Below are 25,848 nucleotides of genomic sequence, written 5' to 3'. Positions count from 1 at the left end.
ATCTTCAGATCACGCTGATCCCACAGGAGTCGAAGTGGGCGCCTGCGCTAAATAACGTTCTACATTTTTTTAACGTACGGACATTACGTCTTTTATTGTATAAAACCTCAAAGTTAGCTGTCACTTACGTTGTAGAGCTGCTTCATAGCGGAGGCCGCCCGCTTTCAACTCCTGTGGAAACGGTTTTACCTGAAGATCCAATTTTTCAAGCGGTTTTTGCTTGGAAAAGTTAGCTGAAGGTAAAACCCCACGGAAAGGGAAGCGGGCAGCCGGAGCGATGCTTTCCGTCTACATATCATTTCAAAATGTCCACCTATGATACAAAAACAATATCATGCCGCGTATTATATACTTTACTATCTGATAAGAAAAGCGCAGAGCGCCCGCTTAACAAAAAATCCCCCTCGCTTCTTCCTGCGAGGAGGATTTCAAATTCAACTATGAATTATTCTACACCTTCAGTCCACTCAGCAACTTTTTCTGAATTAGCTTCTACCCACTCTGCTGCAGCGTCTTCCGGATCTGTGCCATTGTTAATTTCAAGCATAACAGAGTTACTGTCTTCTTCTGCCCACTCGAATTGATCTAACACTTTATATGCGTTTGGTAAATCTTCTTCTAGTCCTTCACGAACCATTGTTTCAATTGTTTCTGCTTCACCAAAAACACCTTCTGGATCTTCTAAATATTTCAAATCATAATCAGAGAATTTCCAGTGTGGAGACCAACCAGTAACAATGATTTCTTCTTCATTTGCAATTGCTTCTCCAAGTTGTGTTGTCATTGCACCACTTGAAGATGTTTGCACTTGCCAGTCACTTAAGTTCTCATATTCTTCGAGAGCCTTTTCAGTAGCACTTACCACACCGGCACCTGGCTCAATACCAGTAATCGATTGATCTGCTTCATCTGTAAGATCTGCAATAGAGTCAACATCCATGTAGGATGGTACTACAAGACCAATTTGTGCTCCCTCAAGGTTTGGCCCTAGTTGTACTACTTGATCACCAAATTCCTCATATTGTGATTCATGTGTTCCTGGTAACCATGCTGCAACCATACCGTCTGCTTCTCCATTTGCAACTGCTTCCCACATTGCTGCATTTTCAATAGATGTAAGAGTTACATCATACCCTAAATCTTCTAAGACTTTTCCAACAACATGTGTTGAGGCAATTTCAGTGTCCCAATTTACGTACACTAACTCAATTTCTTCACCTTCACCTACTGCAGCGGTTTCATCATTGCCTTCATCACCTGTAGCGTCGTCACCTTCATCATCGGCACCACAAGCTGCAAGTACAAATACTAAAGCTAATGCTGCCATTAATCCAAAAGACTTCCATGTTTTTAACATGAATAAACCTCCCCTTTTTTTAAAAGTTATATTTAAACATTCCCAGGCTAAACTGGAAATGTTTATCGCCTTAATTTTAAAAACTTCACAGTGTCTTGACATATTTTCTAACCAGCTTTGTGCTACTAATCTAGCAAAGCTTATTAAGCTTAGCCCTTATTTAAGTTTTGAGAAACTCTGTCAATAATAATCGCTAAAATAACAATACCAAAACCTGCTACAAACCCAGGTCCTTCTTGTGAACGTTGCAGAGCTGTTAATACTTTATCACCAAGCCCTGGTGCACCAATCATTGATGCAATTACAACCATAGATAACGCAAGCATTACCGTTTGGTTTACACCTGCCATAATCGTTTTTCTGGCCATCGGTAATTCTACTTTAAACAGCTTTTGAGATCCTGTTGTGCCAAATGCGTCAGCAGCTTCCACTAACTCATTGGATACTTGTCGAATACCTAAATTGGTAAAGCGGACAACAGGTGGTGTTGCGAATACAACAGATGCGAAAATACCTGGTACCATCCCAATTCCGAAGAATACAACGGCAGGAATCAAATAAACGAAAGCAGGCATCGTCTGCATAAAGTCCAATATTGGCGTAATAATCGCTTGGGCCCATTTACTTTTCGACATCCATATACCAGCTGGAATACCAATAATAATGGATATCAAACTGGCAAAAAGAACTAGTGTGAATGTGTACATTAATTCTTCCCATAAGCCTTGATTATAGACAAACCAGAGACCAATAATAGAGAACGCTACCAATCCAAATTTCTTACCTGATACAAAGAAAGCAATAAGAGCAACGATTAATATTACAATTAGTGCTGGAATTTGATTTAACCAGTCTGCAGTAGTTTCAACGAATTGACCAAAATCTTGTTTGATTGGATCAAAAATAAATTGAAATGTATCTTTCATCCAACCAACAGCTGTATTAATCCACTGTGCTACTGGAATCTCGGGAATAAAATCAAGCATCTTCCATCACCCCATTTCCAGTTGCTAATGCTGCAATTACTGCACCTCGTACAATGATGCCTTTCATTTTGCCATCTTCCACAACAGCTACAGGTACAGGCGCATCATGAATAATTTCAAAAATTTCATGAATAGCCGCTTCTAATCCAACTGTAGGCATATCTGTACGTAGAATGCTGTGTAAATCTTTTTCTCCATTATCCCGAGCCTGTTTAACATCATCTGCTGTGACATAACCCTTTAATTGTCTAGAGCGATCCACCACATAAATGCTTGACAAGCCTTGCTCACGAATTCTTTCTAGCGCAACTCTTGGACCATGTTTTTCTATATCAACCGTTTCAGGTCGCTTCATAATATGACTAGCTGTTAATACTTTGGAGCGATCAACATCTTCAACGAATCGTTCCACATAGTCATTGGCCGGATTTACTAAAATATCTTCCGGCGTACCGATTTGAACAATGGAACCATCCTTCATCAGTGCAATTCGGTCACCGATCCGTAAGGCTTCGTCCAAATCATGGGTAATGAAGATAATCGTTTTCTTCATTTTTTGCTGAAGGTCCAATAACTCATCTTGCATATCTTTTCTAATTAATGGATCCAATGCAGAAAAAGCTTCATCCATAAGTAGAACTTCCGGATCATTTGCCAAGGCTCTAGCTAAACCAACACGTTGTTGCATACCACCTGATAATTGATCGGGATACTGGTGAATAAAACTTCCTAATCCTACTAATTCTAAAGCTTCTTTAGCTTTTTCAGCACGCTCTTCCTTTTTAATCCCTTGAATTTCCAGTCCAAACTCCGTGTTTTCTAACACAGTACGGAAAGGAAATAATCCGAATTTTTGGAAGACCATGCTCATTTTTTCACGACGGACTTTACGTAATGTTTCTTTACCTACCTTCGCAAGATTTTCTCCACCTACTTCTACATCACCTTCCGTAGGGTCAATCAAGCGATTCAATAAACGTACAAGTGTTGACTTCCCACTACCAGAAAGCCCCATAATAACGAATACTTCGCCTTCTTCGACTTCAAACGTCGCCCGGTTTACACCGACTGTACATCCTGTTTTTTCTAAAATTTCTTCCTTTGCATATCCCTCATCTAATAATGAGAGAGCTTCTTTTGTTTTCTTGCCGAAAATTTTCGACAAATTCTTAACACTAATGACAGACATGAATCTATATCACCTCAATTTGTATTCGACTTTTCCCGTCATTTTATGCATCACTTATACTATGCTAAAGGTTTTACTTATGAATTTCAAGCTTTATACACTTTTTTTTCCGTTTGTTACGTTTGTAAAGTTTAAACTTTACAAATGGAAATCCTTGCCTTTACCATTTATTTAGTATTAACATTGATTTTTTATTTATGTAGTGTAAAGATATTAATAAGAGGGTTGAAAGGAGTTATCATAGTTTTATGACACTAAAAGCTGATGCTAATTTAGAAAGAGTAAACAATCAAATCATTTCGGAGTTTTCGAAAACACTTGAAATGTTTTCTTTAAATAAAACAGAAGCTCAATTATTTGTTACGCTTTATTTAAATGGAGCTCCCATGACTTTAGACCAAATGAAAGATGCCCTAGGTAAAAGTAAAACAGCAATGAGCTATGCCGTTCGCAGATTACAGGAATTTAATTTAGTCGAACGTGTCTTTCAAAAAGGTGTGCGAAAAGACTTATACGAAGCTCGTGAGGATTTGTATAAGAAGTTCATGAAAACCTACGTTAATCGCTGGCTCGAATCACTCAACCTGCAAATTAACAACTTAGCAGATATTCAAGAGGATCTAGTTCGCTATCCCCATGAACAAAAGGAATTATTTGAGCATAAAATTCAAGAAGCAATTTCCTTTCATCGCTCGCTTGAAACGGTTTTTTCGAATATTAAGAGGAATGATTTTCTTTAATTTAAGTACTAATATTGCACAGTGATCCTGGCCATATGAATATTCTAAATGATGGGAGTTACTAAAATTTATAAGCTTTATTTATATGTACTATATGTAAAAATGGGACAACATATGCTGTCCCATTTGATTACATCTTCTCTTCAACTGTCCCATCTTCTTGATCAACGATATACCAACCAACCGTTGCAGTATGACTTGTTTCACCATTGGAAACTAATTCATACACTTGAACAACAAAGTCGCCATCCTCTTTGTGGTCCATTACGACATGGAGATCACTATCCTGTGAAATATTAAGGTGATTTCTTACTAAATCTTCTGCTATTGTGTCCGTAATTTCACTCGTATCCGTTTCCGGGTTATCATCAGCATTGTTTTCGTCTGATACTTGCTCTTCGCTTTCTTCACTCTCATTGTTCTCTCCGTTTAAATCTTCAGACCTTACTTCACTAACAATCCAGGAATCATCTGTTGATGTAATCACATACGTCATTCTTACATTTCCGATTAACTCGTTTGATTGATCTTGTGTTACCTCATATTCTACATCATTCACTTGTTCAAAACTAAAATCACTATCTTCTTTAAACCACACAGGTGCCTCAGTTGCAACAACATATACCTTATCATTTTCCTCTTCGAAATAGTGAGACACAAATGAGTCGGCTAAATCCTCTGACATAACGGTCATGAATTCTTCTTTCAGTGCTTCTTTTGAATCATAATCTATTAAAGTACCGTCATCCTCCGTATTTTCTATGACAGACATAAATTTTTCTTGGTAATCATTCAACACCTCTTTTGCTTGTTCTTGATCAAGTGTAGGTATTTCTTCCTCGGAAGATGCATCTTCTGCTGGTTCTTCTACTTCATTCTCTGGATCTTCTGTTTCATTTACATCTTTGCCATCTTGCGTACACGCCATTACTACTAACGATAACAGCAATACTAGAATGACAAACAATAATTTCTTTTTCATGTCGATTTCCCCCATTTTCCATCTAATATCAAAAATATTACTTATTAATAATATACCCTATTTTTGATAATAACAAACTATTTATCATCCTCCTATAAGGCTTTATTACCAATATCTCTTGAGATCTTTAGCTATTTCATTTTATCCTTGCACAGTGAACGACCCTTTTTTCAAAGTACGGACAGGACGAATCAGAAAACTGCTAAATGAAACTTTAAGATTTCCCCGTGAAAGTGGTTTTACCAGGAAAAGCGCCTGAGAAAAGGCTGATTTTCCCGATAAAAATACAATTACAGGGAAATCTATCAAATAGAACGAGAGGTTTTCCCGGTAAAAAATGGACCGATTTTAGTTAAGGGCCTAATTAAAAAGATAGGTGAGTTCATCACCTATCTGCTACTTATCTATAAATCTTGTTAAAAAATCAGACAATTTAGTTTGATATTTTTTCTTATGAAGTGCGTATGCTTCACCATGCCCGGCATCATCATATAAAAAGATTTCTGCATGACTATTAGTCTCTTCATAGAGTTCATTTGCCATTCTAGCTGGGACAAACGTATCTTCTTTTCCATGAAAATAAAGAATCGGAACCTCTGCCTTCTTAACCTGATCAATAGCGGAAGCTTCGTAAAAGGAGTAATTGGCACGTATATTAGAGACCATACTCGTTGTAGGTAATACCGGAAATGCTGGTATGTTGTACATCCTGTTCATTTGATATTGAAAAAGGTCATATACATTGGTATAACCACTATCCGCGATGACCGCTTGTACTTGTGGAGGAAGTTCTTCTCCACTTGCCATCAGCATCGTGCCTGCACCCATCGATAACCCATGTAGAACAATTTCTGCATTCGTTCCTACACGCTCAATAACTTGATCTGTCCAATCCAAAACATCCAGGCGATCATGCCAGCCAAAACCAAAGTACTCTCCTTCACTTTTTCCATGCCCTCTCATATCAAAAAGAAAGATATTATAGCCTAACTCTTCATAATAGTATTGCGCATATAACCCCATATCTGTGGCTTTTCCTAAATAACCGTGACCAAAAATAACTGTTTTGTTCGTATCAGTAGTGGCCGGTAAATAGTATCCTTTTAAAGTTAAATCATCAAAAGTTTGCAGCTGCCAACCTTCAAAACTCTGACTGGCCACCCAGTCTCGCCATCCGCCTTCGGTAAAGACGTTCATCGCTGATGCGGATACTTCTAAGTCTTCATTTCCTTGTAAAAAAGTCTTTTGTTCACGTTTGATCGCGAGGTTATAAAAATAGTTTCCAGCAAATAAATCTATGCATAATAAAATAGCGATAAGCGCTATCATTATTTTTAAACCTTTACCTATCTTCACAAAAATCCCCTTTCGACATCTTTATACATATTATAACAAGCATTTGTTTCGAAAAGGGGACTTTTTATTGGAACAACCGGAAAATTTCGACATTTTTTTCATTTTTCTAATGATGTCAGGACCTCATTAATGGTTATAAATGCTTCTTTTAAGGCTCCTTTATCTTGATCCGCTAATGTGGTAAAACGTTCTCGCACTACTTGGTAAAGAATCTGTTTTTTCTCAGTTGAAAACTGTTTTCCTTTTTCCGTCATTTGAATATATGTGATCCGGCGATCTGTTTCATCCTTCGTTTTAATAATAAACTCCTTCTCCATCAGTTTTCGAATCAATGGAGTTAAGTTTGATTTGTTAATATCTAATTTTTTAGCAATCTCTGCCATTTGAATTGGCCCCATGTTTTCCACAATGTGTAACACATGGAAGTGGGATGGGTGAAGTCCTTCTTTTTTCGTAATCGGAGATGTACCAAACATCTTTTTTGTCAATATTGGTAATACAGTTAATGCCTGTTCTACCAATTCATTTGTTAATGTATCTCGTTCTTCCATCTATTTCGCTCCCTCATATAGATTGACTTCATTAAATATACAGTGGATAATAGTTATTATATCATAACTATCTTAGTTGTTAAGGAGGTTACATATTGAATTCTATCATTTCCGTGAAGGATTTAACCAAGACCTATAAAAAAGTAGATGCGGTAAAAGGAATTACCTTTGATGTTAAAGAAGGCGAAATTTTTGGCTTTCTCGGTCCTAATGGTGCAGGTAAAAGTACGACAATCAATATGATTTGTACGATGCTAAAACCAACTTCCGGCGAGATTATCATCAATGACTACGATGCTAAAAAGCAAAAAGATGAAGTTAGAGCAAGCATCGGCATCATTTTTCAAGAAAATACATTAGACGAAAAATTAACAGCTAACGAAAACTTGAAATTACACTGTCGTTTTTATAATGTGCCTAAAAACAAACGAGATCAGCGCATTCAGGAAGTACTAGAAATTGTCGATTTGGTTGATGAACAAAACCAGCGTGTGGAAGAATACTCCGGTGGGATGAAACGCCGTCTTGAGATTGCGCGTGGACTTCTTCATTATCCGAAAGTGCTTTTTCTAGATGAGCCGACTGTTGGACTGGATCCAAACACGAGAGCACACCTATGGGAATATATTTTAAAGCTTAAAGAAAAAGAAGGTATTACAATGTTTCTCACCACACACTATTTAGATGAAGCTGAGATTAGTGATCGAGTGGCGATTATGGACCAGGGCGAAATTATTGCGATCGACTCTCCTACCGCTCTGACAGACCAGCTTGGTGGTGACATTATTGAATTGTCTACGGAAGATAATGATGCTGCATTAAGAGAAATTGAGGACAAAATGGAAACGGTCGAAGTGAAAGTGGAGGATGATACGATTCATCTCAAGGTCGAAAGTAGTGACGCCTTTATTTCTTCATTTATCAAAACCTTAGAAATTCCGATTACGAAATTAAATATTCGCAAACCTACATTAAACGATGTGTTTTTAGCTTTTACAGGAAGAAAAATTAAGGAATAAGGGGGTAATTCTGATGGAAGGTATCATAGCAATTTGGCAGCGTGATTTAACGAAGTTTTTTCGTGATCGAGCACGACTTCTTGGGTCATTCTCGATGCCGATATTATTTCTGCTTATATTCGGTGGTGGTTTAAGTGGAACAATGGAAACCATGATGTCTGGCGGTTTTGGAGAAGAATCTAGCGGATTTAATTATGTCGAATTTGTATTCCCTGGCATTGTCGCTATGACGTTATTAATGACAGCGATCTTTTCCGCCATGTCTGTGATCGAGGATAAAAACTATGGCTATATGAAAGAAATTTTGGTTTCACCAATTTCACGTGTAAGTATTGCTGTTGGGAAAATGTTAGGAGCAGCAACGGTTTCAACCATTCAAGGTGTTATTTTGTTTTTGCTTATTCCTTTTCTAGGATTATCCTACAGCATTATTTCACTGATTCAAGTCATTCCGTTTATGTTCTTACTTGGTGCGGCATTATCAGGTGTTGGCTTGTTATTTGCCAGTATGATTAAATCGACACAAGGATTTCAACTGATTGTGCAAATTATTGTTATGCCGATGATATTCTTATCTGGCGCACTATTTCCTGTCAGTAATATGCCAGGTTGGCTCGATGTCATTGTCAAATTGAATCCTGTTACATACGGTGTCGACGTGATGAAGAAAATTATGATTGACGTAGATAGTCTATCTCAAACAGTACAAGAAACAATGGGCTTAAATATTACTGTCTTTGGCAGAACTGTATCTGTGTTTGAAGAAATTTTATTTATCTTAGCATTCGCAGTCGTCTTTGTCGCGATTGCAACAATTAGTTTTAAACGAGCACATGCGTGAAAAAACCGGACCTTGTCCGGTTTTTCTTGTTACATGCTTTCCGCTATTATTTAAATTACCAATACCAAAACTCTTTCACTCCAACAACTTTTATTAGCCTTAACACAAACCCTCTGCAAAGATATTGAGAGCAAGCAAATACCGATGTGGCTGTATTAAATCAGAAAACGCTTGACACCCCCTACTCGAGGTGGTATACAAGTATACAAGCAACAAAACTTTAAAAAATATAAAGGAGAGGATGAAACATGTTTTCTTAGTTACCAAAAAAGAAAGCGCTTAATCTTAGTGCGATTAATGAAGATGGAGAAAACCGATCAAAATAAAATGAGGGAAAATTCTTTTTAGAGGAGGAAAACTATTTATGAAGATTAATTTATCTCTTAAACAGCTCGTTTCAGTTGCTAAAAAAGCCTTATCTAGACGAGCCTTGTCACTATTCCTGGCAATACTACTGATGGCATCCATCTCAAATAACAGCATCTTAACTACTAACGCGGCTACTAGCAACGACTTACCTCCCACAGGATTAACTTACGAAAATTACCCAGCTCTAAAAGATCAATATAAAGATTACTTCTCCTTTGGTATCTTCGGCAAAGGGGAGATGGAAGGATTGCTTTACAATTATGCTTCCTATACTCCTGGTAATGAGATGAAGCCTGAGAATACTCAAAAAGAAAAAGGGACCTTTACATACACCAGTGCGGATAATGCGATGAAAACCTATTCTGATAGAAACCCAGATATGCTTTTTTACGGACATACTCTCGCGTGGCATTCTCAGACACCTACGTGGATGTGGGACGCGCCACCGGCAAGATACGATCAGACTGGTGAATTCGACAGAGAAACTGCTCTTGAAAACCTCCATACTCATATTGAGAATGTACTCGGCTACTATGGTAGTCGTATTGAAGGTATCGATGTTGTCAACGAAGCTATTGGAACCCCATACCCTGACGATTGGAAAGCATCCTTAGCCAAAGGAGAAGGCTGGTACATGGCGCTAGACTGGGAATGGGTGGAGCTTGCTTTCTTGAAAGCAGCCGAAGTTGTTGACAGCAATGGTTGGGATGTCAAATTGATCTACAACGATTTTGGTCTTGATTCTCGTGACAAAGCTCAAGTTGTTTATAAGATGGTAAAAGATATTAATGAAAAGTATGCAGATGTCCGACCAAATGGCAAACCTCTGATTGAAATTATCGGTATGCAGGGGCACTATAACCTCTCCACTAATGTCCAAGACATTGAGGAAAACATTAAACTGTTTGCGACACTCCCAGGTGTCAAGGTTCATGTTACTGAGATGGACATTGCTTTACCACCTGGAGAACTAACTCCTGAGAATGAGAATAATCAGGGTATGAAGTATGCTGAATTGTTCCAAATCTATCGCAATTATGCTGCAGGTCCAGCTAATACTACGGATAATCCAAAGGTTATCGAAACAGTGAAACTCGCCGGTGTGAGAGATGTACGCGATGGCTGGAAGGGTGGCGAATTTGCTATGCCGTATGACTATGACGGACATGCAAAAAAAGCATTGCTAGGTATTCTATACCCTGAAGAGTTTCTTGCAACCCATGAATACATTGAACCTGCTACAGAGGAAGAAGAAAAACAAATCGATGGTGTTTATGTGTATGATACGAGTGATGGAGACAGTTGGTCTGGAGCAAATATCATACTAGGTAACGATTCATCCCAGTGGCCATGGTCCACAACAGATGAGGAGGATAAAGTGGCTTTCACTCCTGAAAAAGACGCAACATACCGTTTAAGTTTCAACTATACCGCAAAAGGTACTAACTCTATTCGGGTACGTTGGATAAAAGATAACTCAAATGGTGGTTATACTAGTGCAGATGGAGCAGAGGTAAACAGTTATCAGTATTCTGCTAATGAAGTGGCTGAGCATATACCTGCGTATTTCAACAATGGAATGGTAAATATGGGAAGCTATACTTTAACAACGGAAATAAAACTAGACGGGGCACAACCTGCTGATGGTCTGATTGGTAATATCGCTATTCGCGGAGGCGGTGGCGGTAACGCCTTCTCAATCAACTGGATTAAGGTGGAAAAGGTTGGATCTAATAATGAGCCCGATACACTTCTAGTTAATTGGCCAGAGGGGATAGATAATGAGGATCCAGCAGATGGAGAAGATCCTATTGATGGTGAGGATCCGGTAGACGGAGAAGATCCTGTCAATGGCGAGGATCCAGTAGAAGGAGGAGATCCTGTTGATGGCGAAGATCCGGTAGACGGTGGAGATCCTGTTGATAGCGAAGATCCGGTAGACGGTGGAGATCCTGTTGATGGTGAGGATCCGGTAGACGGTGGAGATCCTGTTGATGGCGAAGATCCAGTAGACGGAGAAGATCCTGTTGATGGCGAGGATACTGATGTTGGTAATGAACTTCCTGATACTTCAACTAATACATTTAATTGGTTAGTATTAGGTATGATATTGCTACTAGTCGGAGCATCTTCATTCTTGATTACAGGAAAAAAGCTTAAACAATAATTAAATCGGAACAAAGGGATGGACCTTTGTTCCGATTTTCTACCTAACCGCTCAAGAAAACAATCCCTAATAAGGTATACTTTTGCTCATTATTATTGCATCTGAAAAAAGAATTTTAAATTTGACTTTTCTTCTACTTGTCGAGTATGCTCCTTCTATACTATTCGTCCTCCAAAATCTCATGCAAAAACCGTTCCCGATGTTGTAAAAAATAACGAGTGATTTGATAATGATCCGTATCCTCATAAGCAACTTCCTGAATACGATCATCATCAAAACTAAAAATGGTCGCCTCCGGATACCCTAACAAAATCGGCGAATGGGTTGCGATAATAAATTGACTTTCGCCATTTGCTGATAAATCATGCAATATCCTTAAGAAAGCAAGTTGTCGCTGGGGAGACAATGCAGCTTCCGGCTCATCCAATAAATAAATCGCTTGTTGATGAAAGCGATTTTGAAACAATGATAGAAAAGACTCACCGTGTGATTGATGATGCAGCGACTTGCCGCCATAGGCAAGGTCACCTTCATCGATAGAATCAATATGGGTAGCAAAATGATGAAATGTTTCTGCTCGCAAAAAGAAACCGTTTGTTACTTTCGGCATCCATGACAATGTAATATAATCCCCTAATGCTGATTGAGCTTCATGTACCTCAAAATAATTATTACGTCCGCCACCAGCTGTATTAAATCCACATTTATCAGCAATAGCCTCTAGTAATGTTGATTTACCTGACCCATTCTCCCCGACAAAAAAAGTCACATTACTGGTGATATCCAATTGCTCTAACCTTTTTATTACTGGGATAGAAAAAGGGTAACGATCATCAATATTTTTATCCTTCTCTAGTGTGATTCGTTTTAAATACATATTCTCACCAGCTTTCTACTCTTTTTTAAAATGATAACCGACACCCCAGATCGTTTCAATAAAAGTCGGTTGTGATGGATTACGTTCAATCTTCTCCCGAATTTTACGAATGTGCATCATAACCGTGGAATTGTCACCGATCGCATCGAAGCCCCATATTTTTTCTAAAAGGTGCTCTTTCGTGAATACCTGATGGTTTGACGATATAGTGGTTAAATCCTTTTATCTTATCGATATCTTCTTTTCTTGCGGTTACCATTAAAATCGGGATGTCTAATGTTTCTCTGAATTGTTCACAAAGCTTAAATTCATCAATTTCAGGCAACATTAAATCTAGTAAAATCAGTGCATAAGATTCTTGCTTGGCCAAGGTTAAACCTTCGCTACCAGTTGTTGCGATATCTACCTCGAAACCACTTAATTCTAAATAGTCCCGCTGTAATTCTGCAATCCTTTCTTCATCTTCAATAATTAATATCTTGGTCATTTTTGTTCACCTTTGTTCAATTGAAAATAAATAGTCGTACCTTGAATCTTTCTCTAGCATCCATTATGAAATACTTGAACAGCTTAACCACCGCCGGCTGCCCACTTCCCTTTCAGGGGGGGCGGCCTTCGCTATGATCATGCTCTACAACGATAGCAAAAGATAACACGGTTGTTTTCACTTACAAAATATATATGATTTACAAGGAAAACGAGGAATCTATTTATAAGATTTCCCGGTATAGTTGAAATAACCGGGAAATCTAACAAGAAGAATAAGAGTTTTCCGCGATAACATAATACACGTCGTTTAGACAGCGCATCGATTTTTATTCACATAGTTAATTTTCTAGACAAAAAAATAATCCGCACTATGCGAATTATCGAAAATATTTTTCTATATACTGTTGTTCTTCCTCTTCGGTATACAATCGTAATGCTCTGCCAACGGTTCCATTCTTTAGTTCCCAAATATAATTATGCACTTCTACCGCATTACTGAAATCACCGTTTTGCCACGCTGTTAAAGCCTCAATATAAAAATCACGATGGGTAAAATCAGAGTTTTTTGCTGTTTCGAGCATTAAGTCTATTCTTTCATCCGTGATTTCTACAGCCCCCCATTTATCTTCAGCATGAATTTTTTGATGTGTCATATGATGTAAAGTATCCCTAAAATTAGCTTCACTTTGAATACTGTCAGTGTTCACTTCCTGTACTTCTTCCTCGATATCTGCTTCACTAACTTCCATATCCACTTCTGCTGTCGTTTCCTCTTGTGGCTCATCGTCATTTGCCACTTCATCTTCGGATAATAATGCAAAAAGAATAAATATTGCAAGACCAAGAACACCTATCCCAAATCCAATAGTAACTACCCATCCAATAATACCTAATAATTTACTTTTCATACCAATACCCCCATAATTAACATATCCAAAATTATACCAAAAATCAAGTCTCTTTAATGTGTTGACTTTGATATTTGGTGGTAATACTTATGTAGGATGAATTATTTAAATGAGGAGTGGTTTAATGAGTAATGTAGTGCCTTCCGTTAAATTGCATGATGGTCTAGAAATTCCCGTTATTGGCTTCGGTACAGCTAACATGAAAGGAAATCAAGGGTCCACTGCTATTGCTAGTGCGATTTCAAATGGCTACAGGTTAATAGATACCGCATATAATTATGAAAACGAAGGTGCGGTTGGCGAAGGTATTCGCAGATCTGGTATTTCAAGAGAACAACTACAAGTTGCCTCTAAACTGCCTGGACGTTATCACCAATATGATGAGGCTGTAGAAGCGATTCAAGAATCATTATTCCGTGCCAATTTAGATTACTTTGACTTATATTTAATTCACTGGCCAAATCCGAAACAGGATCACTATGTGGAAGCATGGCAAGCATTAATTGATGCAAAGAAATGGGGATTGATTCGCTCTATTGGTGTAAGTAACTTCTTACCAGAACACCTTGAAAGGTTAGAAAAAGAAACAGGCGTCCTCCCAAGCATCAATCAAATTGAGTTACATCCATTCTTTAACCAGGAAGAGCAACGAAAATGGCATGTGGAGCATGGTATTGTCACAGAATCGTGGAGTCCTCTCTATCGCGCTAAACATACGATGGAGAATGAAACACTTCAATTCGTTGCACATAAATATAACAAGTCTGTCGCACAAGTCATTTTGCGTTGGCATTATCAGCTCGGTGCGGTGACGATTCCTAAATCTACTTCACCAACCAGACAGGTCGAAAATATTTCTATCTTTGACTTTGCATTAGACTATGAAGATATGGAAATGATCGGGAAACTAACAAGACCGGATGGCAGAATTAACGACCAGAACCCAGCAGAATATGAAGAATTTTAAGCCAACCAAATAGTACTAATTCATACAAAAAAGGGTGTCTCCTAAACTTTAGGGCACCCTCTTTTACTCATCACTATTATCTTTTATACTTTTCCTCTGATTGTGAAGTGCTTTGGCTATTCTTCTTATCTTTGAGATTCTTCTCTTCAATTTCCAAATCTCTTAGTGGAATATCATCGACTAGTTGTTGCTCCTTAAACTTGTACAGTTCTGGCCGCTTCTCATCGTTAGCACTTTTTTGCTTGTTATCGACCGTTTCTTTTTGCTCTACTTGTTTATTTTTTCGTTCCTCTCCCATCATTAACACCTTCCTTTTTTTATTGTTTGATCTGGATGTTGGTAATGATGATATTGCTTTGTGGCAAAGCAGGGATATCATTCATACTGTAATCGAAATCCTGTTCAGGAAAATCGAATGAAATCTCCTTACTGAAAAAGTCTACCGTTTCATGTAAGATGTCGATCGTAATCCACTCGCCTGCACAGCGGTGACCAATATCAAATTCACCACCCCCTTGTGGAATGAACGAAAATGGAGTGCCTTGCCAGTTCTGAAAACGCTCTGACTTAAACCGATTTGGCTCTTCCCAGATAACAGGGTCATGATTGGTACCATATAAATCGAGCAATGTAAGTGTCCCTTTTTTAAATTCGTAATTATTCCAAGTAAAGTCTTGTTTTACCCTTGCAGCTGTAAAAGGGAAGAAAGGATAAAAACGACGTACCTCCTGAATGAATTCGCGACCATTACCTTCACGAATGCGTTCGGCTTCAGCTGGATAATCATGCATCGCTAAAAACGCAAAATCTATATAAACAGCAATGGCAACGATTGGTCTTAGTAAATTCAATAACTCCACCGCAACGATAGTAGGTTTTAATAATTCGCCGTTAGGATCTCTATGCACAGAAAATTGATATAAGGCACGGTCTTGATCCACATTTATCGTTTCTTTGCGAACCTGTTGAACGAGATCTTCCAGCCATTCTTCTGCCTTTTGTCTAGATCTCCTTGCCTTCCAATGCTTCGGTCCCACATCTGCTGCATGTTCGAACAAATCACTAAACTCATCGACCCATTGATCTGCTTCTTCCTTCTGAAAAGGGACTCCCGTCCATCGTAAAGCCACTCTTGTCAGTACATACTTCGCCGCTTCATATACATTCACTTCGTTCTGTGCGTCAAATAATTGATTTTTCCACTCTTCTCGTATGAATTGGCGAATTTCTTCTAATTTATCGTCCGTCATGAGCGACATGAACATTGCTTTGCGGTAACGGTGGTCTAGATCATCCAGCCCCTGTACCCCACCTTTACCAAAGAGTGTTTTCTGGATTCGACCAGGTGCTGCATTTTTTCGCTGGAACTTTTCATTATCGTAAAACAATTTTGCTTCCTGTTCGCCAACTAAACAGATCGCTTTTTCACCGAGCAGTCTTGTTTCAAAAATTCGTGAATCAAATTTATTGGAACGGTTCATAATGAAATAATAGCCTTCTTTTAACAGATCTAAAGTATGGTCTAATCCTTTTTCTTGTGGTAGTTGTTGATGATCTGACATTTTTAACCCTCCATGATCTGATTTACTACAAATATTTTTCCCTAATATACATTTTTAAAACAGCCATAAAGGAAAAGACCATACTTGTTATTTAATATGTCGGCCAACCTTGACTATCCCAATACAAATCGTTTATTAACAATCGTGGCAAACCGTTACTGTCCGCATCATATGCATGTCGTACAAAAATATTATTATTGTATACATCTTGATGTCCGGGTCCAATCCATTTGTCGTTTCCACTATCAAAAATAGTACCTCCACCATATAACATATCTCGACCTAATTTATCTACATATGGACCTGTTATGTTGGAAGAACGACCAACCGCAACTTTATACGTACTATCCAATCCACTACAACATTTATCAAATGAGACAAATAAGTAATAATAGCCGTCTCGATAAGTAATACTTGGTGCCTCTATTGCACCTTCTGGATGATCAGGTCTTGCTGCAATCGAATATAGTTGTCCTGTCGGTTTCATCGTATTAGCATCTAATCTCGTAAGTTTAATACCACTCCAATAGGAACCAAAGGATAACCATGGGTTGCCGTATTCATCAATTACCAAATCACCGTCAATTGCATTAAAATTATCAGACGTTGTTGAACGAACAACTAAGCCATCATCTCTCCAGTTACCTGAAGCTATACTATCTGTTGAAAGCAGACCGATTAACGATTGATTAGAACCAAAGGAAGAGACAGAATAGTATAACCAGTATCTCCCATTAAAATATTGAATATCTGGAGCCCACTGTGCGCTTGCATGATTTGGAACATAATCACTCCACCAGCTTAAAGGTTCAGGAAACACTACAGGTGCCTCATTCCAATTCAAACCATCGTGCGAGTATAAAACCCTTATTCCATTACCATCTTCCTCTCCTGTCCCAAACGTCCACCAAGTATCTCCCTCTTTGATGAGAGACGGATCATGAATCATCGGATGTTCATCCATTTCCCAAAATGCTGCCGATACCGATACACTGGAAACACCGAAAAATACTAAAACAAACAACAATACTTTCCAATAACTTTTCAAACTCATCCACTCCTTAACCTTATTGTTAAGTATGCGCTTTCATTGTTTGACAATGTTAACCGCATACTTATTTAATGAGGATTATAACACTATTTGCACTATATGTTAATTATTGGAGTCAAAAATACTTCTTCAGAACTAGTATCAATAGGATATCTGATACGTTAATAATTATAACTAAAGCTGTATTTAAAGCATGGTATAACAATATGGAAACCAACAGATATCCTCTTAACACTAAACCCTCAAATGACCTGCTTTCGGATGAAATAACGAAATCAATGACCTCAAATTGTTGCTAACCTATTTCGACCCTCGTTTTTTAGCATTTAATAATCGAGCCATTTTTTCCTCTCTGCTTTCACCTTCTTTATTAGATGTATCACTTGGCCTTGTTTGTTTGGGTTTTACTAATGGTACATCATTTATCTTAGCTCGCTCCTGTTTAGGTGGCGAAGTCGTTTTTTTCGATGATGCTTGTTTTAACTGACTTAGTTGTCTCGATCTTTTTTGCGTGACTTCATTTACCTTATTTCGCCCGTCTTGAAAACGTGAACTCATTTTTGTTACAAAAGCAAAATTGAATCGAAATCGTCTAACTGCTACATCTAACATAAATAACAATAATGCTATTGCCAACAAATAATAAAATATATCTTGTTTATCATAACGAGGCGGTAAACCTTCTGAAGAAAAAACATCATCTAAATTTTCGACTACTTTACCACCGCCGGCAGATGCAATTTCTTCGATTACATGTTCGTTAGTAGGAGTAAAAGTATATTCCTCTGAATACGGAACAACTACTCCCGTTTTAAATGAACTGACAACTTCCTCATTTTCTTCTTCAGTAATTTGCAGAAAATAAACACCAGATTCATTTGCTTCAAAACTGCCCTGATACTCCCCAGGAGCTTTCGGTTGTAAGTTGAATTCCACTTCTTCCCCTGTTTCACTAACTAGGCTGGCATTTAGATTGGCAGCTTGGTTATCAGCGGCTGTTACGTTTAACGTTACTTGATTTCCTTCGATCTCTTTCGATACTTGATAGGACTCTTTTTGATATTGCGGAAAAGTCCAAGTGACCATATCATTCCAAAGGGCAGACCAATTTTCCCAACTTGGCCAACTACCTGCCCATTCACCAGACAAGTCTGAAGTCCAAGCAATCGTTTTACCTAATCCATACTGCCATCTAGCGAGGACTGGATCATCTTTCTCACTTACTAAAATTTGTTGAGCACGTCCTTTTGGAGTTGTGGCAATATAGGCATTCATTTGTGGGACGGTCTTTTCAAAATAAGATCCCCATTCATACCCATTGACTAAAGATGGATAAAAAGGATCGTCCTCAATATATGTTTGGGTTACTAAGGATGTTTCTCTCGATAAAATCGTTGGAATACTAGAGTTATTTTGCACTTCATAAAAACGACCGCCACCTAACTCTGCCATTTCTTGTAACAACGGTCCATCTGCTTCCATTCCGATCGCTACCGTAGATAATGTAATTTCTGATTCAAAAGCTTCTTCGATCATTTTTCGATAATTGATCGTAGTAGCAGATTGTCCATCCGTTAATAGAATCACATGTTTTCGCTTTAAATCTAATGGCTTCATTTGATCATAAGATTGTGATAGCGGTGTAAATATATCTGTTCCACCACTTGCTGTTATCGACCGAATTTTATTTAGTACTTCTTCCTTATCATTAATTGGTCCCAGTTCTACTACTTCCCATGGTGTCCCATCAAAAGCAGTGACACCGAGTGTATCTTTCTCTCTCAACAACTCTACCGATCGTGCTGCAGCTTCACGTGCTAACGCCATTTTATTTCCCGACATACTGCCTGACTTATCAAGTACAATGGATAGCCCTAATGAAGGAAGTTCCTTTTCCCCTTTCAACTCCATATCAACTGGTAATACTCGTTCAATTGGTGTTTTAAAATAGCCACCAACACCAAAGGATTGATCACCACCTGTCATCATGAAACCAACTCCAAAATCTTTTACCGCGCGTTCAATTAGCTCCATTTGCTGACCAGTAATCGTATGAGCAGATACATTACTGAATATTATAGAGTCGTATTTTAAATAATTACTTAATTGTCCAGGCAATAACTCTGGTGGAATGGTTTCAATTTGAATAGCTGAAGCATCTAGTGCATTTTCCACGTTAGCCGCTATGCCACTTTTCCCTTCTACAATCAAAACGTTTGGCACACCTTTTGTTTCAGCAAAGGCGGACAACTGATTATTTTCGATCACTTGATCCTCTTCACTGACAATTTCCGCACGAAATGTATGAAATCCATCCGTTGAAATGAGATGATTAAATGACAGTTGATTACTTCCTTCGTTCAATTCAACGCTTTGCTCAATAATGGTTTCTCCATCCATCATGATTCTTACTTGAGTTGTCGTATTGATACTGCTGTCGATTGTCATCGAAAGAGTAGCCTGTTCACCTAAATAAATATTTTCTGGAACATCAAATGAAGAAATCGCCACATCCTCCTTGTAAGTAGGTGAAAAAGGGAGAACATCGACAATATAATCCTGTCTATGCAAATAGCTTGCTTGTCTGACAGCATCATTGATATTTTCATTTCCATCTGTCATTAACACCACTCGACCTTTAACATCTTGAGAAAACATACTTCCTGCAAGCTGTAGACCAGAGGCCAAGTTCGTATAAGAACGATTGACAGCTGTTTGAAATGACTCCATACGATTTACTTGACTAGATAGAGGTGTTTCCACAACCGCTTCTTTACCAGTAGACACAATGCCTGTTTGATCCTCTGGTGCTTTAGCCTGAATCGCAGCATTGACCTGTTCTAACACCGTTTCCTCTTTTTCAACCATACTATGTGAGGAGTCCACAACAAATACAGTTGCTATTTGTTGAATCGGCGATAGTATTTGCACGCCTGCTAACGCTAAAATAATTAGGGTAAAAACTAAAGTGCGCAAAACGAGCAAGGCGATTTTTCTCCCACCAGAAAGTAATGCATTTGAGCGGCCATATAAATAAAGAACGGCAATCATTGGTATTAACCCAAAAAGCCACAAGGGATTATCGACCTGTAATGCCACGTCGATACACCTCCCATTCGATAAACAATATCAATAAAGCTAGTACAGCAAATATCCTCCATATTTCTTGTTTGGATAACTCTGTTGTCATTTTCTCGTCCCCTTCACCACTAATAGAAAAGGATTCAGCTGTTTTACTTATTCTTTCTTCCTGATCCAACTGCACGACAAAGTGACGTTGAGTAGATCCAATATTCGTTTTTTCATGAAGCTGATAGATTCCTGGTTTACTAGGCATTGTTACTTCCCGTTCACCAAGCTCTATTTGTTGCACTACTTCACCGTCCAACTGTTCAATTGTCGCTTCATTTGTCGTTGTGGAAAGATTGATCTCCGTCGTCTCTTGTGGTGTGTAATATCCTAAAGTCGATCCACTTCCTACTAACTCTGTGATACTATTTGCTATCAAAATTGGAAATTCTGGTTGCAATGGCCAGTCCGAATCTTGAAAATCAAATGCAAAAAAAATCATCGGATCGTTCTCATAGAATCCTTGCGCGATGATAGTCTGGTCCCCACTTTGTACAAGTGGTTGTAAATCGTTCCAATTATTAACAGGAAAAGCCTGTCCTAAATATACGTTTCGCACAGCTGCAAAAGACAACAGCGGTGTATCACTCGCTTGCTTTAAGCCAAAATCTAATTCCTGTTTAGCTTTTACTTCAAAAGGTCCTCCAGTTACAGGAGAAATAATAAGCTTAGGTCCGACAGGCCATTGATCTGCTTCAACACCAGCTAAAAGATAAATGTTCTCTGGTTGATGTTCTGGAAATGCGTATTCTCCATTTTCAGACTTTGTTATCGTCGTAACATTGTATCCCGCTGATAGTAGTGCTTGTTCGATAAACGGATTTGCTTCACCAGCTACATAAATAGACGGGGACGCTTGTTTAGGCAATAAAGCATAGATAAGATTATCAAGCGGATAAGCATCTTCTTCTATTTCAACTTGGTAATAATCATGTTCAGGTAACTGATCGACTCGAATCGTTTGTTGTGCATTTGCTGAGATATCCTCGGTTACTTGTTTTAACACATTGTCTTCATGACTTATTGTTAGCGTAACCTCTGAAGATTGTGATGATTGATTTGCAACGTTTATAATCGCAGAGACGTGATCATCTCCTTGCTTTACCCCAAACGTTTGCAGAGAGATATTTTTAGAGATTTCATCACTGTTGTGGACGGTAACAGGTTGCGTCAGATGTTGATCAGCTATACTTTCTTTGTCCAAGCTATCCGTATAAATATGTATCTCACCTGTTCCCTGTTGAATCAGAGATTGTGCTAGTTGCAAACTATCTTGAAGATTTTCAGTCTGAAAGGATACCTCTAACTCTTTGATAGAATCACGAACAGCATGATGATCTGTCTGGTTAGCAGTAAGTATGATTGGATCTTTCTGAGCATGTATCACACTTACCTGATGACCTGCCCCTAACTGATCGATTAATTCCTCTGCTTGCTCTTTTGCTTCCGCTAACCTTGTTGTTCCATTTTGTTCTGTCATCATTGTCGCAGATGTATCAAAGACAATCACCAAATGATCACCACTTACCCTTTCACTTTCCAGATAAGGACGAGTGAGCGCAAAAATAAGAAATAATAGAATCAGAAGTTGCAACAACAAGAGGATGTTTTTCTGCAACTTGTGCCACCAATGATCTGATTCCCACTCCTGAAAGGTTCGCTCCCAAAGATATATAGATGAGATAGTTTGTTGATCAAATTGCTTCTTAAAAAAATAAAATAAAAGTAAAATCGGAATAGCACTAAAAAACCAGAAAGAAATTGGTGCTAAAAAACCCATCTCATCACCTCCTGAGCCATCCTTTATGCATCAATGTCGAAAAAACTGTTTCTTCTACGCTTTGGGAGGTAGGGCAAACAATCAATTCCATCCCTCGTTTTTGGCAGAATGACTTAATTTGGTTAGTATGATTTTCAAATAGTTGCTTGTATTGATCAATCACCTTTTGGGACATGGATACTTCTCGATATTTCGTCGTCTCAATATCAATCAGTTGCAAATCGCCTACATAGTCCGGATTCATTTCTTCTGGTAAAACAACTTGTAAAAGTAATACTTGTTGATGACGTGCCTGCATTTGTTTCAATGCCGAGAACAAATTATCTGGATCATCTAAAAAATCACTAATCAAAATAGTTAAAGATCCTTTTTTCCCAGCCCGAGATTTGTGCAGTAGTTGTTGACCAAACCGTTCTACATCAGATGCAATAGATACCTGATCGATAAAATCAATGACATGGTTGATCATGGCTTTCCCTTTCGTATCTGGATACGTGTTAGAAGGAGAAGCAATCGGTGTAAAACGTAGACGATCCGCATTTGCCAATGTCAAAAAAGAACATGCTGCTGCAAGTTGCTTGGCTCTTAACCATTTCCCCTTAACGATTCCCATTGATTTCGTACAATCTAAATAAACCGAAACGGAAAGCTCTTGTTCATCCAAAAACCGTTTAATATAAAATTTGTTTGTTCTTGCAAATGTGTTCCAATCAATTTGTCTTAAGTCATCGCCAGGACTGTACAATCGATAGTCGGAAAACTCTAATGATGAGCCAAGCCGTTGTGATCGACGCTCACCCTTATGCCCTCCCCTAACTATTTGCTTGGAGGTAAGTTTAAAGTTAGCAAGACGCTTCGTTAAAACTGGTGATAGAAGCGCGTTCATCGGATCACAACCTTTCTTTTCCACGAGAAGCATTTCATTATTTACGTGCATCCCCTTCAATCGATTCAAGTAATTCTGTAATTAACTCATCTTTATTGATTTGACTAGCTTCCCCTTCAAAATTTAAAAAGAGGCGATGTCTTAATACCGAGTGTGCCACTTTTTTGATATCACCAATGGAAACATTGTAACGTCCATCAAACAAAGCGCGAACCTTTGCAATACTAATTAAACTTTGCATCCCTCTTGGTCCTGAACCGTAATCCACATATTTACGGACATTTTCTATTGCAAGTTCATAATCAGGATGTGTTGCCATAGTCAGATTGACAGCATAATCTAATACGTTATCTGCTACCAATATGTGTTTCGCTAGTTGTTGGACATGGACAACATAGGAGTCATCAACTATTTTTTCTAATGGAGGAATGGTTGAACCAGTTGTCCGATTGGCAATTTCTTTTAGCTCTTCACGAGTTGGATAAGCGACATTAATTTTCATCACAAAGCGATCCATCTGTGCTTCTGGTAATGGATAAGTTCCTTCCAACTCAATCGGGTTTTGTGTAGCAAGGACAAAAAATGGTTTTGGTAATCGGTGCATTTCTCCCATCACGGTCACCGTTTTCTCCCCCATCGCTTCAAGCAATGCACTCTGTGTTTTAGGTGTAGCACGGTTAATTTCATCCGCTAATACAATATTCGAAAAAAGTGGTCCCTGATGAAATACAAAAGACTGCCCACCATTCTCATTAGGTTGAATCATGTTTGTACCCGTAATATCTGATGGCATTAGATCAGGAGTAAATTGTACCCGCGAAAATCTTAAGTCCATTACTTCTGATATTTTCCGAACGAGCATTGTTTTCCCAAGACCAGGTAGTCCTTCTAATAACACATGCCCTTCAGCAAATATCCCCCATAAGAGCTGTTGGATCACATCATCTTGCCCTACGATAAAGCGACGAATCTCCTTTTTGACTAATTCTATCTTTTCCTTTACTTCAATCAATTCTTGTTCATTTATTTCTTCCATCTTCAGTTCTCCTCCGCTGGCTTAATGTCAGAAAAGTATTCCTTAATTATCTCTTGTAAATGGTCAGGATAATCATTTCGTTCTAACGCTTGACGATACGTATTTTCATAGTGCTGATACACTTCATCATATGAACGAACTTCACCAGGCAGTATTGGTGCATTTGGCGCAACTTGTTTTTCACTAGGTCCAGAACCAAGTTCTCCATTATCTATTTCTTGATTTTGTTCACCATCTAAGTTTTGAGGTACCGATAGTTGACGATTACCATCGCCTAAACCAGCACCGTTACCAGATCCTGAACCGGTGCCAGAGCCAGAGCCTGTTCCAGAGCCTGAGCCATTCCCAGATCCGGAACCACTGCCACTTCCTGAATTAGATCCACTTCCATTTCCAGATTGTGAACTAGAACCTTCTTGTTGGTCATTCTCAGTTGATTGTCCACTTCCTCCAGCGCTATTACCCGATGACGGACTTCCGCTTGAAAATGAAAGTGAACTTGAAGGAGTGAGACCAGCAGTTGTCATTTGTCCATTCATATTTTTTGCAAGTTGTTGAAGATCTTGTTGTGCTTCTGCAAGCATCGCTTGATTTTCAGCAGAATTTACTATTTTCTTTAAGTCACCTTCCAAGTTTGAGATTAACTCATCTAGTTGTTCCTTGGATAACGTCCCTTCCGCCAATGCTTCACTATCTTTTCCCATGACGTCCGCTATGGACTGTAACTTTTCCTGTAATGCTTGTAATTCTTCCTCACTAAAATCATCCAATTGATCCTGCAGTTCAGCCATCTGCTTTTCGATTTGATCCACATTACGATTACTGGTAGCTTGTGCAAGATTATTTAGCCCTTCTTGCCGCAATTGTTCTGATAACTCATTTAATTGATTTTGACTCGTTTCAGCTTTTTCTTTCAGTTCGTTCAGTTGTTCCTCTGCTTTTAACAGTTCCTTATTGATTTCCTCTGCTTGTTTTGCCTGTTCCACTTCTTCAAGTAGCTCATCTAGCTCTTTTTCTGCTTCTTCACCAACTTTTTCTTTATGTTTTTCTGTATACTGTTCGACTTTTTCTTTGTTTTCTTTTACTATTTCAATTTCTTCTTCCCTATTCTCTGCAGTTTCCATAACATCATTAGGAAATGCCGATCCGAGGTATACGAGTAACAGCAGACTGCCTGTAACAGCTAGTTTCTTCCATTGGAACCAAGCAATCTTCTCTGCTTTGATAGTAGGTATGACTTGTCGCATTTTGTTTAGTGTGTCTTTTCGCTGCAAATTTGCAATAGCCGATGTTTCATCCATAAAGTGATAAGTAGTCATTACCCGATCATCCAAGTCATATTGATCCAACTTCCTAACTGCATCCAAATTGGTCGGCCTTTTCCATACAAGATATAGGAATAAAGCGACAATCACAATACCTATAGTAATAACGATTTTGTTCTCTAAAAAAGGAATAACAAAAAATCGACTAGCCAAAATCCATAACAAAGTAATACCTGCACAAGTTGTTAGTGCAAGATATAAACTATGAATCAATGCTTGGATCCATAGTTTTCTTTTCACTTCTTTTAGCAACCGAAAAAAATGATCGTGCTGATTCATAC

22 protein-coding genes and 1 pseudogene are annotated in these 25,848 nt (G+C 38.4%); 6 read left to right on the top strand and 17 right to left on the bottom strand.

Going from position 1 to position 25,848, the window contains the following annotated elements; genetic code table 11:
* A partial coding sequence (locus tag GHT08_RS22190) for a hypothetical protein (RefSeq protein WP_238343556.1) occupies positions 1-233 on the top strand: 233 nt, incomplete at its 5' end.
* Between the two features lie 212 nt (positions 234-445).
* On the opposite strand, the gene GHT08_RS11345 is transcribed toward GHT08_RS22190, so the two are convergent.
* The 3 genes from GHT08_RS11345 to GHT08_RS11335 form a co-directional block, all read right to left on the bottom strand.
* Positions 446-1,357: a glycine betaine ABC transporter substrate-binding protein gene (locus tag GHT08_RS11345; protein WP_163581521.1), complete on the bottom strand. Its 912-nt coding sequence runs from the start codon at positions 1,355-1,357 to the stop codon at positions 446-448.
* Positions 1,358-1,506: 149 nt separating this feature from the next.
* Positions 1,507-2,343, bottom strand: a complete 837-nt coding sequence (locus GHT08_RS11340; RefSeq protein WP_163581520.1) for an ABC transporter permease — start codon at positions 2,341-2,343, stop codon at positions 1,507-1,509.
* Positions 2,336-3,532, bottom strand: a complete 1,197-nt coding sequence (locus GHT08_RS11335; RefSeq protein WP_163581519.1) for a quaternary amine ABC transporter ATP-binding protein — start codon at positions 3,530-3,532, stop codon at positions 2,336-2,338. The genes GHT08_RS11340 and GHT08_RS11335 overlap by 8 nt, the downstream gene beginning before the upstream one ends.
* A 248-nt stretch (positions 3,533-3,780) precedes the next feature.
* Here GHT08_RS11335 and GHT08_RS11330 point away from each other — a divergent pair, with 248 nt between their 5' ends.
* Positions 3,781-4,272 (top strand): GbsR/MarR family transcriptional regulator, encoded by a 492-nt coding sequence (locus GHT08_RS11330; RefSeq protein ID WP_163581518.1) that lies wholly within the window; start codon positions 3,781-3,783, stop codon positions 4,270-4,272.
* A 130-nt stretch (positions 4,273-4,402) separates the two neighbouring features.
* Here the strand turns inward: GHT08_RS11330 and GHT08_RS11325 are convergent, their stop codons facing one another.
* From GHT08_RS11325 to GHT08_RS11315, 3 genes are all read right to left on the bottom strand, one after another.
* The gene (locus GHT08_RS11325; protein WP_163581517.1) at positions 4,403-5,254 is read right to left on the bottom strand and encodes a hypothetical protein; all 852 of its coding nucleotides are present in this window, start codon (positions 5,252-5,254) and stop codon (positions 4,403-4,405) included.
* A gap of 396 nt (positions 5,255-5,650) precedes the next feature.
* On the bottom strand, positions 5,651-6,610 hold the full coding sequence (locus tag GHT08_RS11320; protein ID WP_238343555.1) for an alpha/beta hydrolase: 960 nt from the start codon (positions 6,608-6,610) through the stop codon (positions 5,651-5,653).
* A gap of 98 nt (positions 6,611-6,708) precedes the next feature.
* Entirely contained in the window at positions 6,709-7,161 is a 453-nt protein-coding gene (locus tag GHT08_RS11315) for a MarR family winged helix-turn-helix transcriptional regulator (RefSeq protein ID WP_163581516.1), read from the bottom strand.
* 95 nt (positions 7,162-7,256) lie between these two features.
* Here GHT08_RS11315 and GHT08_RS11310 point away from each other — a divergent pair, with 95 nt between their 5' ends.
* From GHT08_RS11310 to GHT08_RS11300, 3 genes are all read left to right on the top strand, one after another.
* Positions 7,257-8,180 carry an ABC transporter ATP-binding protein gene (locus GHT08_RS11310; protein ID WP_163581515.1) on the top strand — a complete coding sequence of 308 codons (924 nt, stop codon included), beginning with the start codon at positions 7,257-7,259 and terminating at the stop codon, positions 8,178-8,180.
* A gap of 13 nt (positions 8,181-8,193) precedes the next feature.
* Positions 8,194-9,021: an ABC transporter permease gene (locus GHT08_RS11305; protein ID WP_163581514.1), complete on the top strand. Its 828-nt coding sequence runs from the start codon at positions 8,194-8,196 to the stop codon at positions 9,019-9,021.
* Positions 9,022-9,385: 364 nt separating this feature from the next.
* Positions 9,386-11,557 (top strand): endo-1,4-beta-xylanase, encoded by a 2,172-nt coding sequence (locus GHT08_RS11300; RefSeq protein ID WP_163581513.1) that lies wholly within the window; start codon positions 9,386-9,388, stop codon positions 11,555-11,557.
* A gap of 160 nt (positions 11,558-11,717) precedes the next feature.
* Here the strand turns inward: GHT08_RS11300 and GHT08_RS11295 are convergent, their stop codons facing one another.
* From GHT08_RS11295 to GHT08_RS11285, 3 genes and pseudogenes are all read right to left on the bottom strand, one after another.
* Positions 11,718-12,434 carry an AAA family ATPase gene (locus tag GHT08_RS11295; protein ID WP_163581512.1) on the bottom strand — a complete coding sequence of 239 codons (717 nt, stop codon included), beginning with the start codon at positions 12,432-12,434 and terminating at the stop codon, positions 11,718-11,720.
* 15 nt (positions 12,435-12,449) lie between these two features.
* Positions 12,450-12,921, bottom strand: a pseudogene (locus GHT08_RS11290) (response regulator transcription factor).
* 379 nt (positions 12,922-13,300) lie between these two features.
* Positions 13,301-13,831, bottom strand: a complete 531-nt coding sequence (locus GHT08_RS11285; RefSeq protein WP_163581511.1) for a DUF6241 domain-containing protein — start codon at positions 13,829-13,831, stop codon at positions 13,301-13,303.
* A gap of 124 nt (positions 13,832-13,955) precedes the next feature.
* On the opposite strand from GHT08_RS11285, the gene GHT08_RS11280 reads away from it, so the two are divergent.
* Complete coding sequence (locus GHT08_RS11280; RefSeq protein ID WP_163581510.1) at positions 13,956-14,798, top strand: aldo/keto reductase; 843 nt, start codon at positions 13,956-13,958, stop codon at positions 14,796-14,798.
* A 76-nt stretch (positions 14,799-14,874) separates the two neighbouring features.
* Here the strand turns inward: GHT08_RS11280 and GHT08_RS11275 are convergent, their stop codons facing one another.
* The 8 genes from GHT08_RS11275 to GHT08_RS11240 form a co-directional block, all read right to left on the bottom strand.
* Positions 14,875-15,096: a hypothetical protein gene (locus tag GHT08_RS11275; RefSeq protein ID WP_163581509.1), complete on the bottom strand. Its 222-nt coding sequence runs from the start codon at positions 15,094-15,096 to the stop codon at positions 14,875-14,877.
* 19 nt (positions 15,097-15,115) lie between these two features.
* Positions 15,116-16,360, bottom strand: a complete 1,245-nt coding sequence (locus GHT08_RS11270) for a CYP152 family fatty-acid peroxygenase CypC (protein ID WP_163581508.1) — start codon at positions 16,358-16,360, stop codon at positions 15,116-15,118.
* A gap of 91 nt (positions 16,361-16,451) precedes the next feature.
* Positions 16,452-17,414 (bottom strand): arabinan endo-1,5-alpha-L-arabinosidase AbnA, encoded by a 963-nt coding sequence (locus tag GHT08_RS11265; protein ID WP_163581507.1) that lies wholly within the window; start codon positions 17,412-17,414, stop codon positions 16,452-16,454.
* 297 nt (positions 17,415-17,711) lie between these two features.
* Positions 17,712-20,510 carry a VWA domain-containing protein gene (locus GHT08_RS11260; protein ID WP_163581506.1) on the bottom strand — a complete coding sequence of 933 codons (2,799 nt, stop codon included), beginning with the start codon at positions 20,508-20,510 and terminating at the stop codon, positions 17,712-17,714.
* Positions 20,491-22,320, bottom strand: a complete 1,830-nt coding sequence (locus tag GHT08_RS11255) for a BatA domain-containing protein (protein WP_163581505.1) — start codon at positions 22,318-22,320, stop codon at positions 20,491-20,493. The genes GHT08_RS11260 and GHT08_RS11255 overlap by 20 nt, the downstream gene beginning before the upstream one ends.
* A gap of 4 nt (positions 22,321-22,324) precedes the next feature.
* A complete protein-coding gene (locus tag GHT08_RS11250) occupies positions 22,325-23,206 on the bottom strand; it encodes a DUF58 domain-containing protein (protein WP_238343554.1) in 882 nt (293 codons plus the stop codon).
* A 37-nt stretch (positions 23,207-23,243) separates the two neighbouring features.
* Complete coding sequence (locus GHT08_RS11245) at positions 23,244-24,242, bottom strand: AAA family ATPase (RefSeq protein ID WP_163581503.1); 999 nt, start codon at positions 24,240-24,242, stop codon at positions 23,244-23,246.
* 2 nt (positions 24,243-24,244) lie between these two features.
* Positions 24,245-25,846, bottom strand: a complete 1,602-nt coding sequence (locus GHT08_RS11240) for a GumC domain-containing protein (RefSeq protein WP_163581502.1) — start codon at positions 25,844-25,846, stop codon at positions 24,245-24,247.
* Between the last annotated feature and the right edge of the window lie 2 nt (positions 25,847-25,848).

This window comes from Gracilibacillus saliphilus (assembly GCF_010994085.1).
GTDB classification, from domain to species: domain Bacteria; phylum Bacillota; class Bacilli; order Bacillales; family Amphibacillaceae; genus Gracilibacillus; species Gracilibacillus lacisalsi.
Note: the sequence above shows the minus strand (reverse complement) of the source record. Positions and strands in the feature narration are given on the sequence as shown.

What these genes read in the sequence shown, in the direction of transcription:
- GHT08_RS11240 (WP_163581502.1), bottom strand. Translation starts at nt 25,846, where the DNA reads ATGAATCAGCACGATCATTTTTTTCGGTTGCTAAAAGAAGTGAAAAGA.
- GHT08_RS11335 (WP_163581519.1), bottom strand. Translation starts at nt 3,532, where the DNA reads ATGTCTGTCATTAGTGTTAAGAATTTGTCGAAAATTTTCGGCAAGAAA.
- GHT08_RS11270 (WP_163581508.1), bottom strand. Translation starts at nt 16,360, where the DNA reads ATGTCAGATCATCAACAACTACCACAAGAAAAAGGATTAGACCATACT.
- GHT08_RS11340 (WP_163581520.1), bottom strand. Translation starts at nt 2,343, where the DNA reads ATGCTTGATTTTATTCCCGAGATTCCAGTAGCACAGTGGATTAATACA.
- GHT08_RS11345 (WP_163581521.1), bottom strand. Translation starts at nt 1,357, where the DNA reads ATGTTAAAAACATGGAAGTCTTTTGGATTAATGGCAGCATTAGCTTTA.
- GHT08_RS11325 (WP_163581517.1), bottom strand. Translation starts at nt 5,254, where the DNA reads ATGAAAAAGAAATTATTGTTTGTCATTCTAGTATTGCTGTTATCGTTA.
- GHT08_RS11275 (WP_163581509.1), bottom strand. Translation starts at nt 15,096, where the DNA reads ATGGGAGAGGAACGAAAAAATAAACAAGTAGAGCAAAAAGAAACGGTC.
- GHT08_RS11280 (WP_163581510.1), top strand. Translation starts at nt 13,956, where the DNA reads ATGAGTAATGTAGTGCCTTCCGTTAAATTGCATGATGGTCTAGAAATT.
- GHT08_RS11255 (WP_163581505.1), bottom strand. Translation starts at nt 22,320, where the DNA reads ATGGGTTTTTTAGCACCAATTTCTTTCTGGTTTTTTAGTGCTATTCCG.
- GHT08_RS11285 (WP_163581511.1), bottom strand. Translation starts at nt 13,831, where the DNA reads ATGAAAAGTAAATTATTAGGTATTATTGGATGGGTAGTTACTATTGGA.
- GHT08_RS11315 (WP_163581516.1), bottom strand. Translation starts at nt 7,161, where the DNA reads ATGGAAGAACGAGATACATTAACAAATGAATTGGTAGAACAGGCATTA.
- GHT08_RS11305 (WP_163581514.1), top strand. Translation starts at nt 8,194, where the DNA reads ATGGAAGGTATCATAGCAATTTGGCAGCGTGATTTAACGAAGTTTTTT.
- GHT08_RS11250 (WP_238343554.1), bottom strand. Translation starts at nt 23,206, where the DNA reads ATGAACGCGCTTCTATCACCAGTTTTAACGAAGCGTCTTGCTAACTTT.
- GHT08_RS11300 (WP_163581513.1), top strand. Translation starts at nt 9,386, where the DNA reads ATGAAGATTAATTTATCTCTTAAACAGCTCGTTTCAGTTGCTAAAAAA.
- GHT08_RS11265 (WP_163581507.1), bottom strand. Translation starts at nt 17,414, where the DNA reads ATGAGTTTGAAAAGTTATTGGAAAGTATTGTTGTTTGTTTTAGTATTT.
- GHT08_RS11330 (WP_163581518.1), top strand. Translation starts at nt 3,781, where the DNA reads ATGACACTAAAAGCTGATGCTAATTTAGAAAGAGTAAACAATCAAATC.
- GHT08_RS11245 (WP_163581503.1), bottom strand. Translation starts at nt 24,242, where the DNA reads ATGGAAGAAATAAATGAACAAGAATTGATTGAAGTAAAGGAAAAGATA.
- GHT08_RS11295 (WP_163581512.1), bottom strand. Translation starts at nt 12,434, where the DNA reads ATGTATTTAAAACGAATCACACTAGAGAAGGATAAAAATATTGATGAT.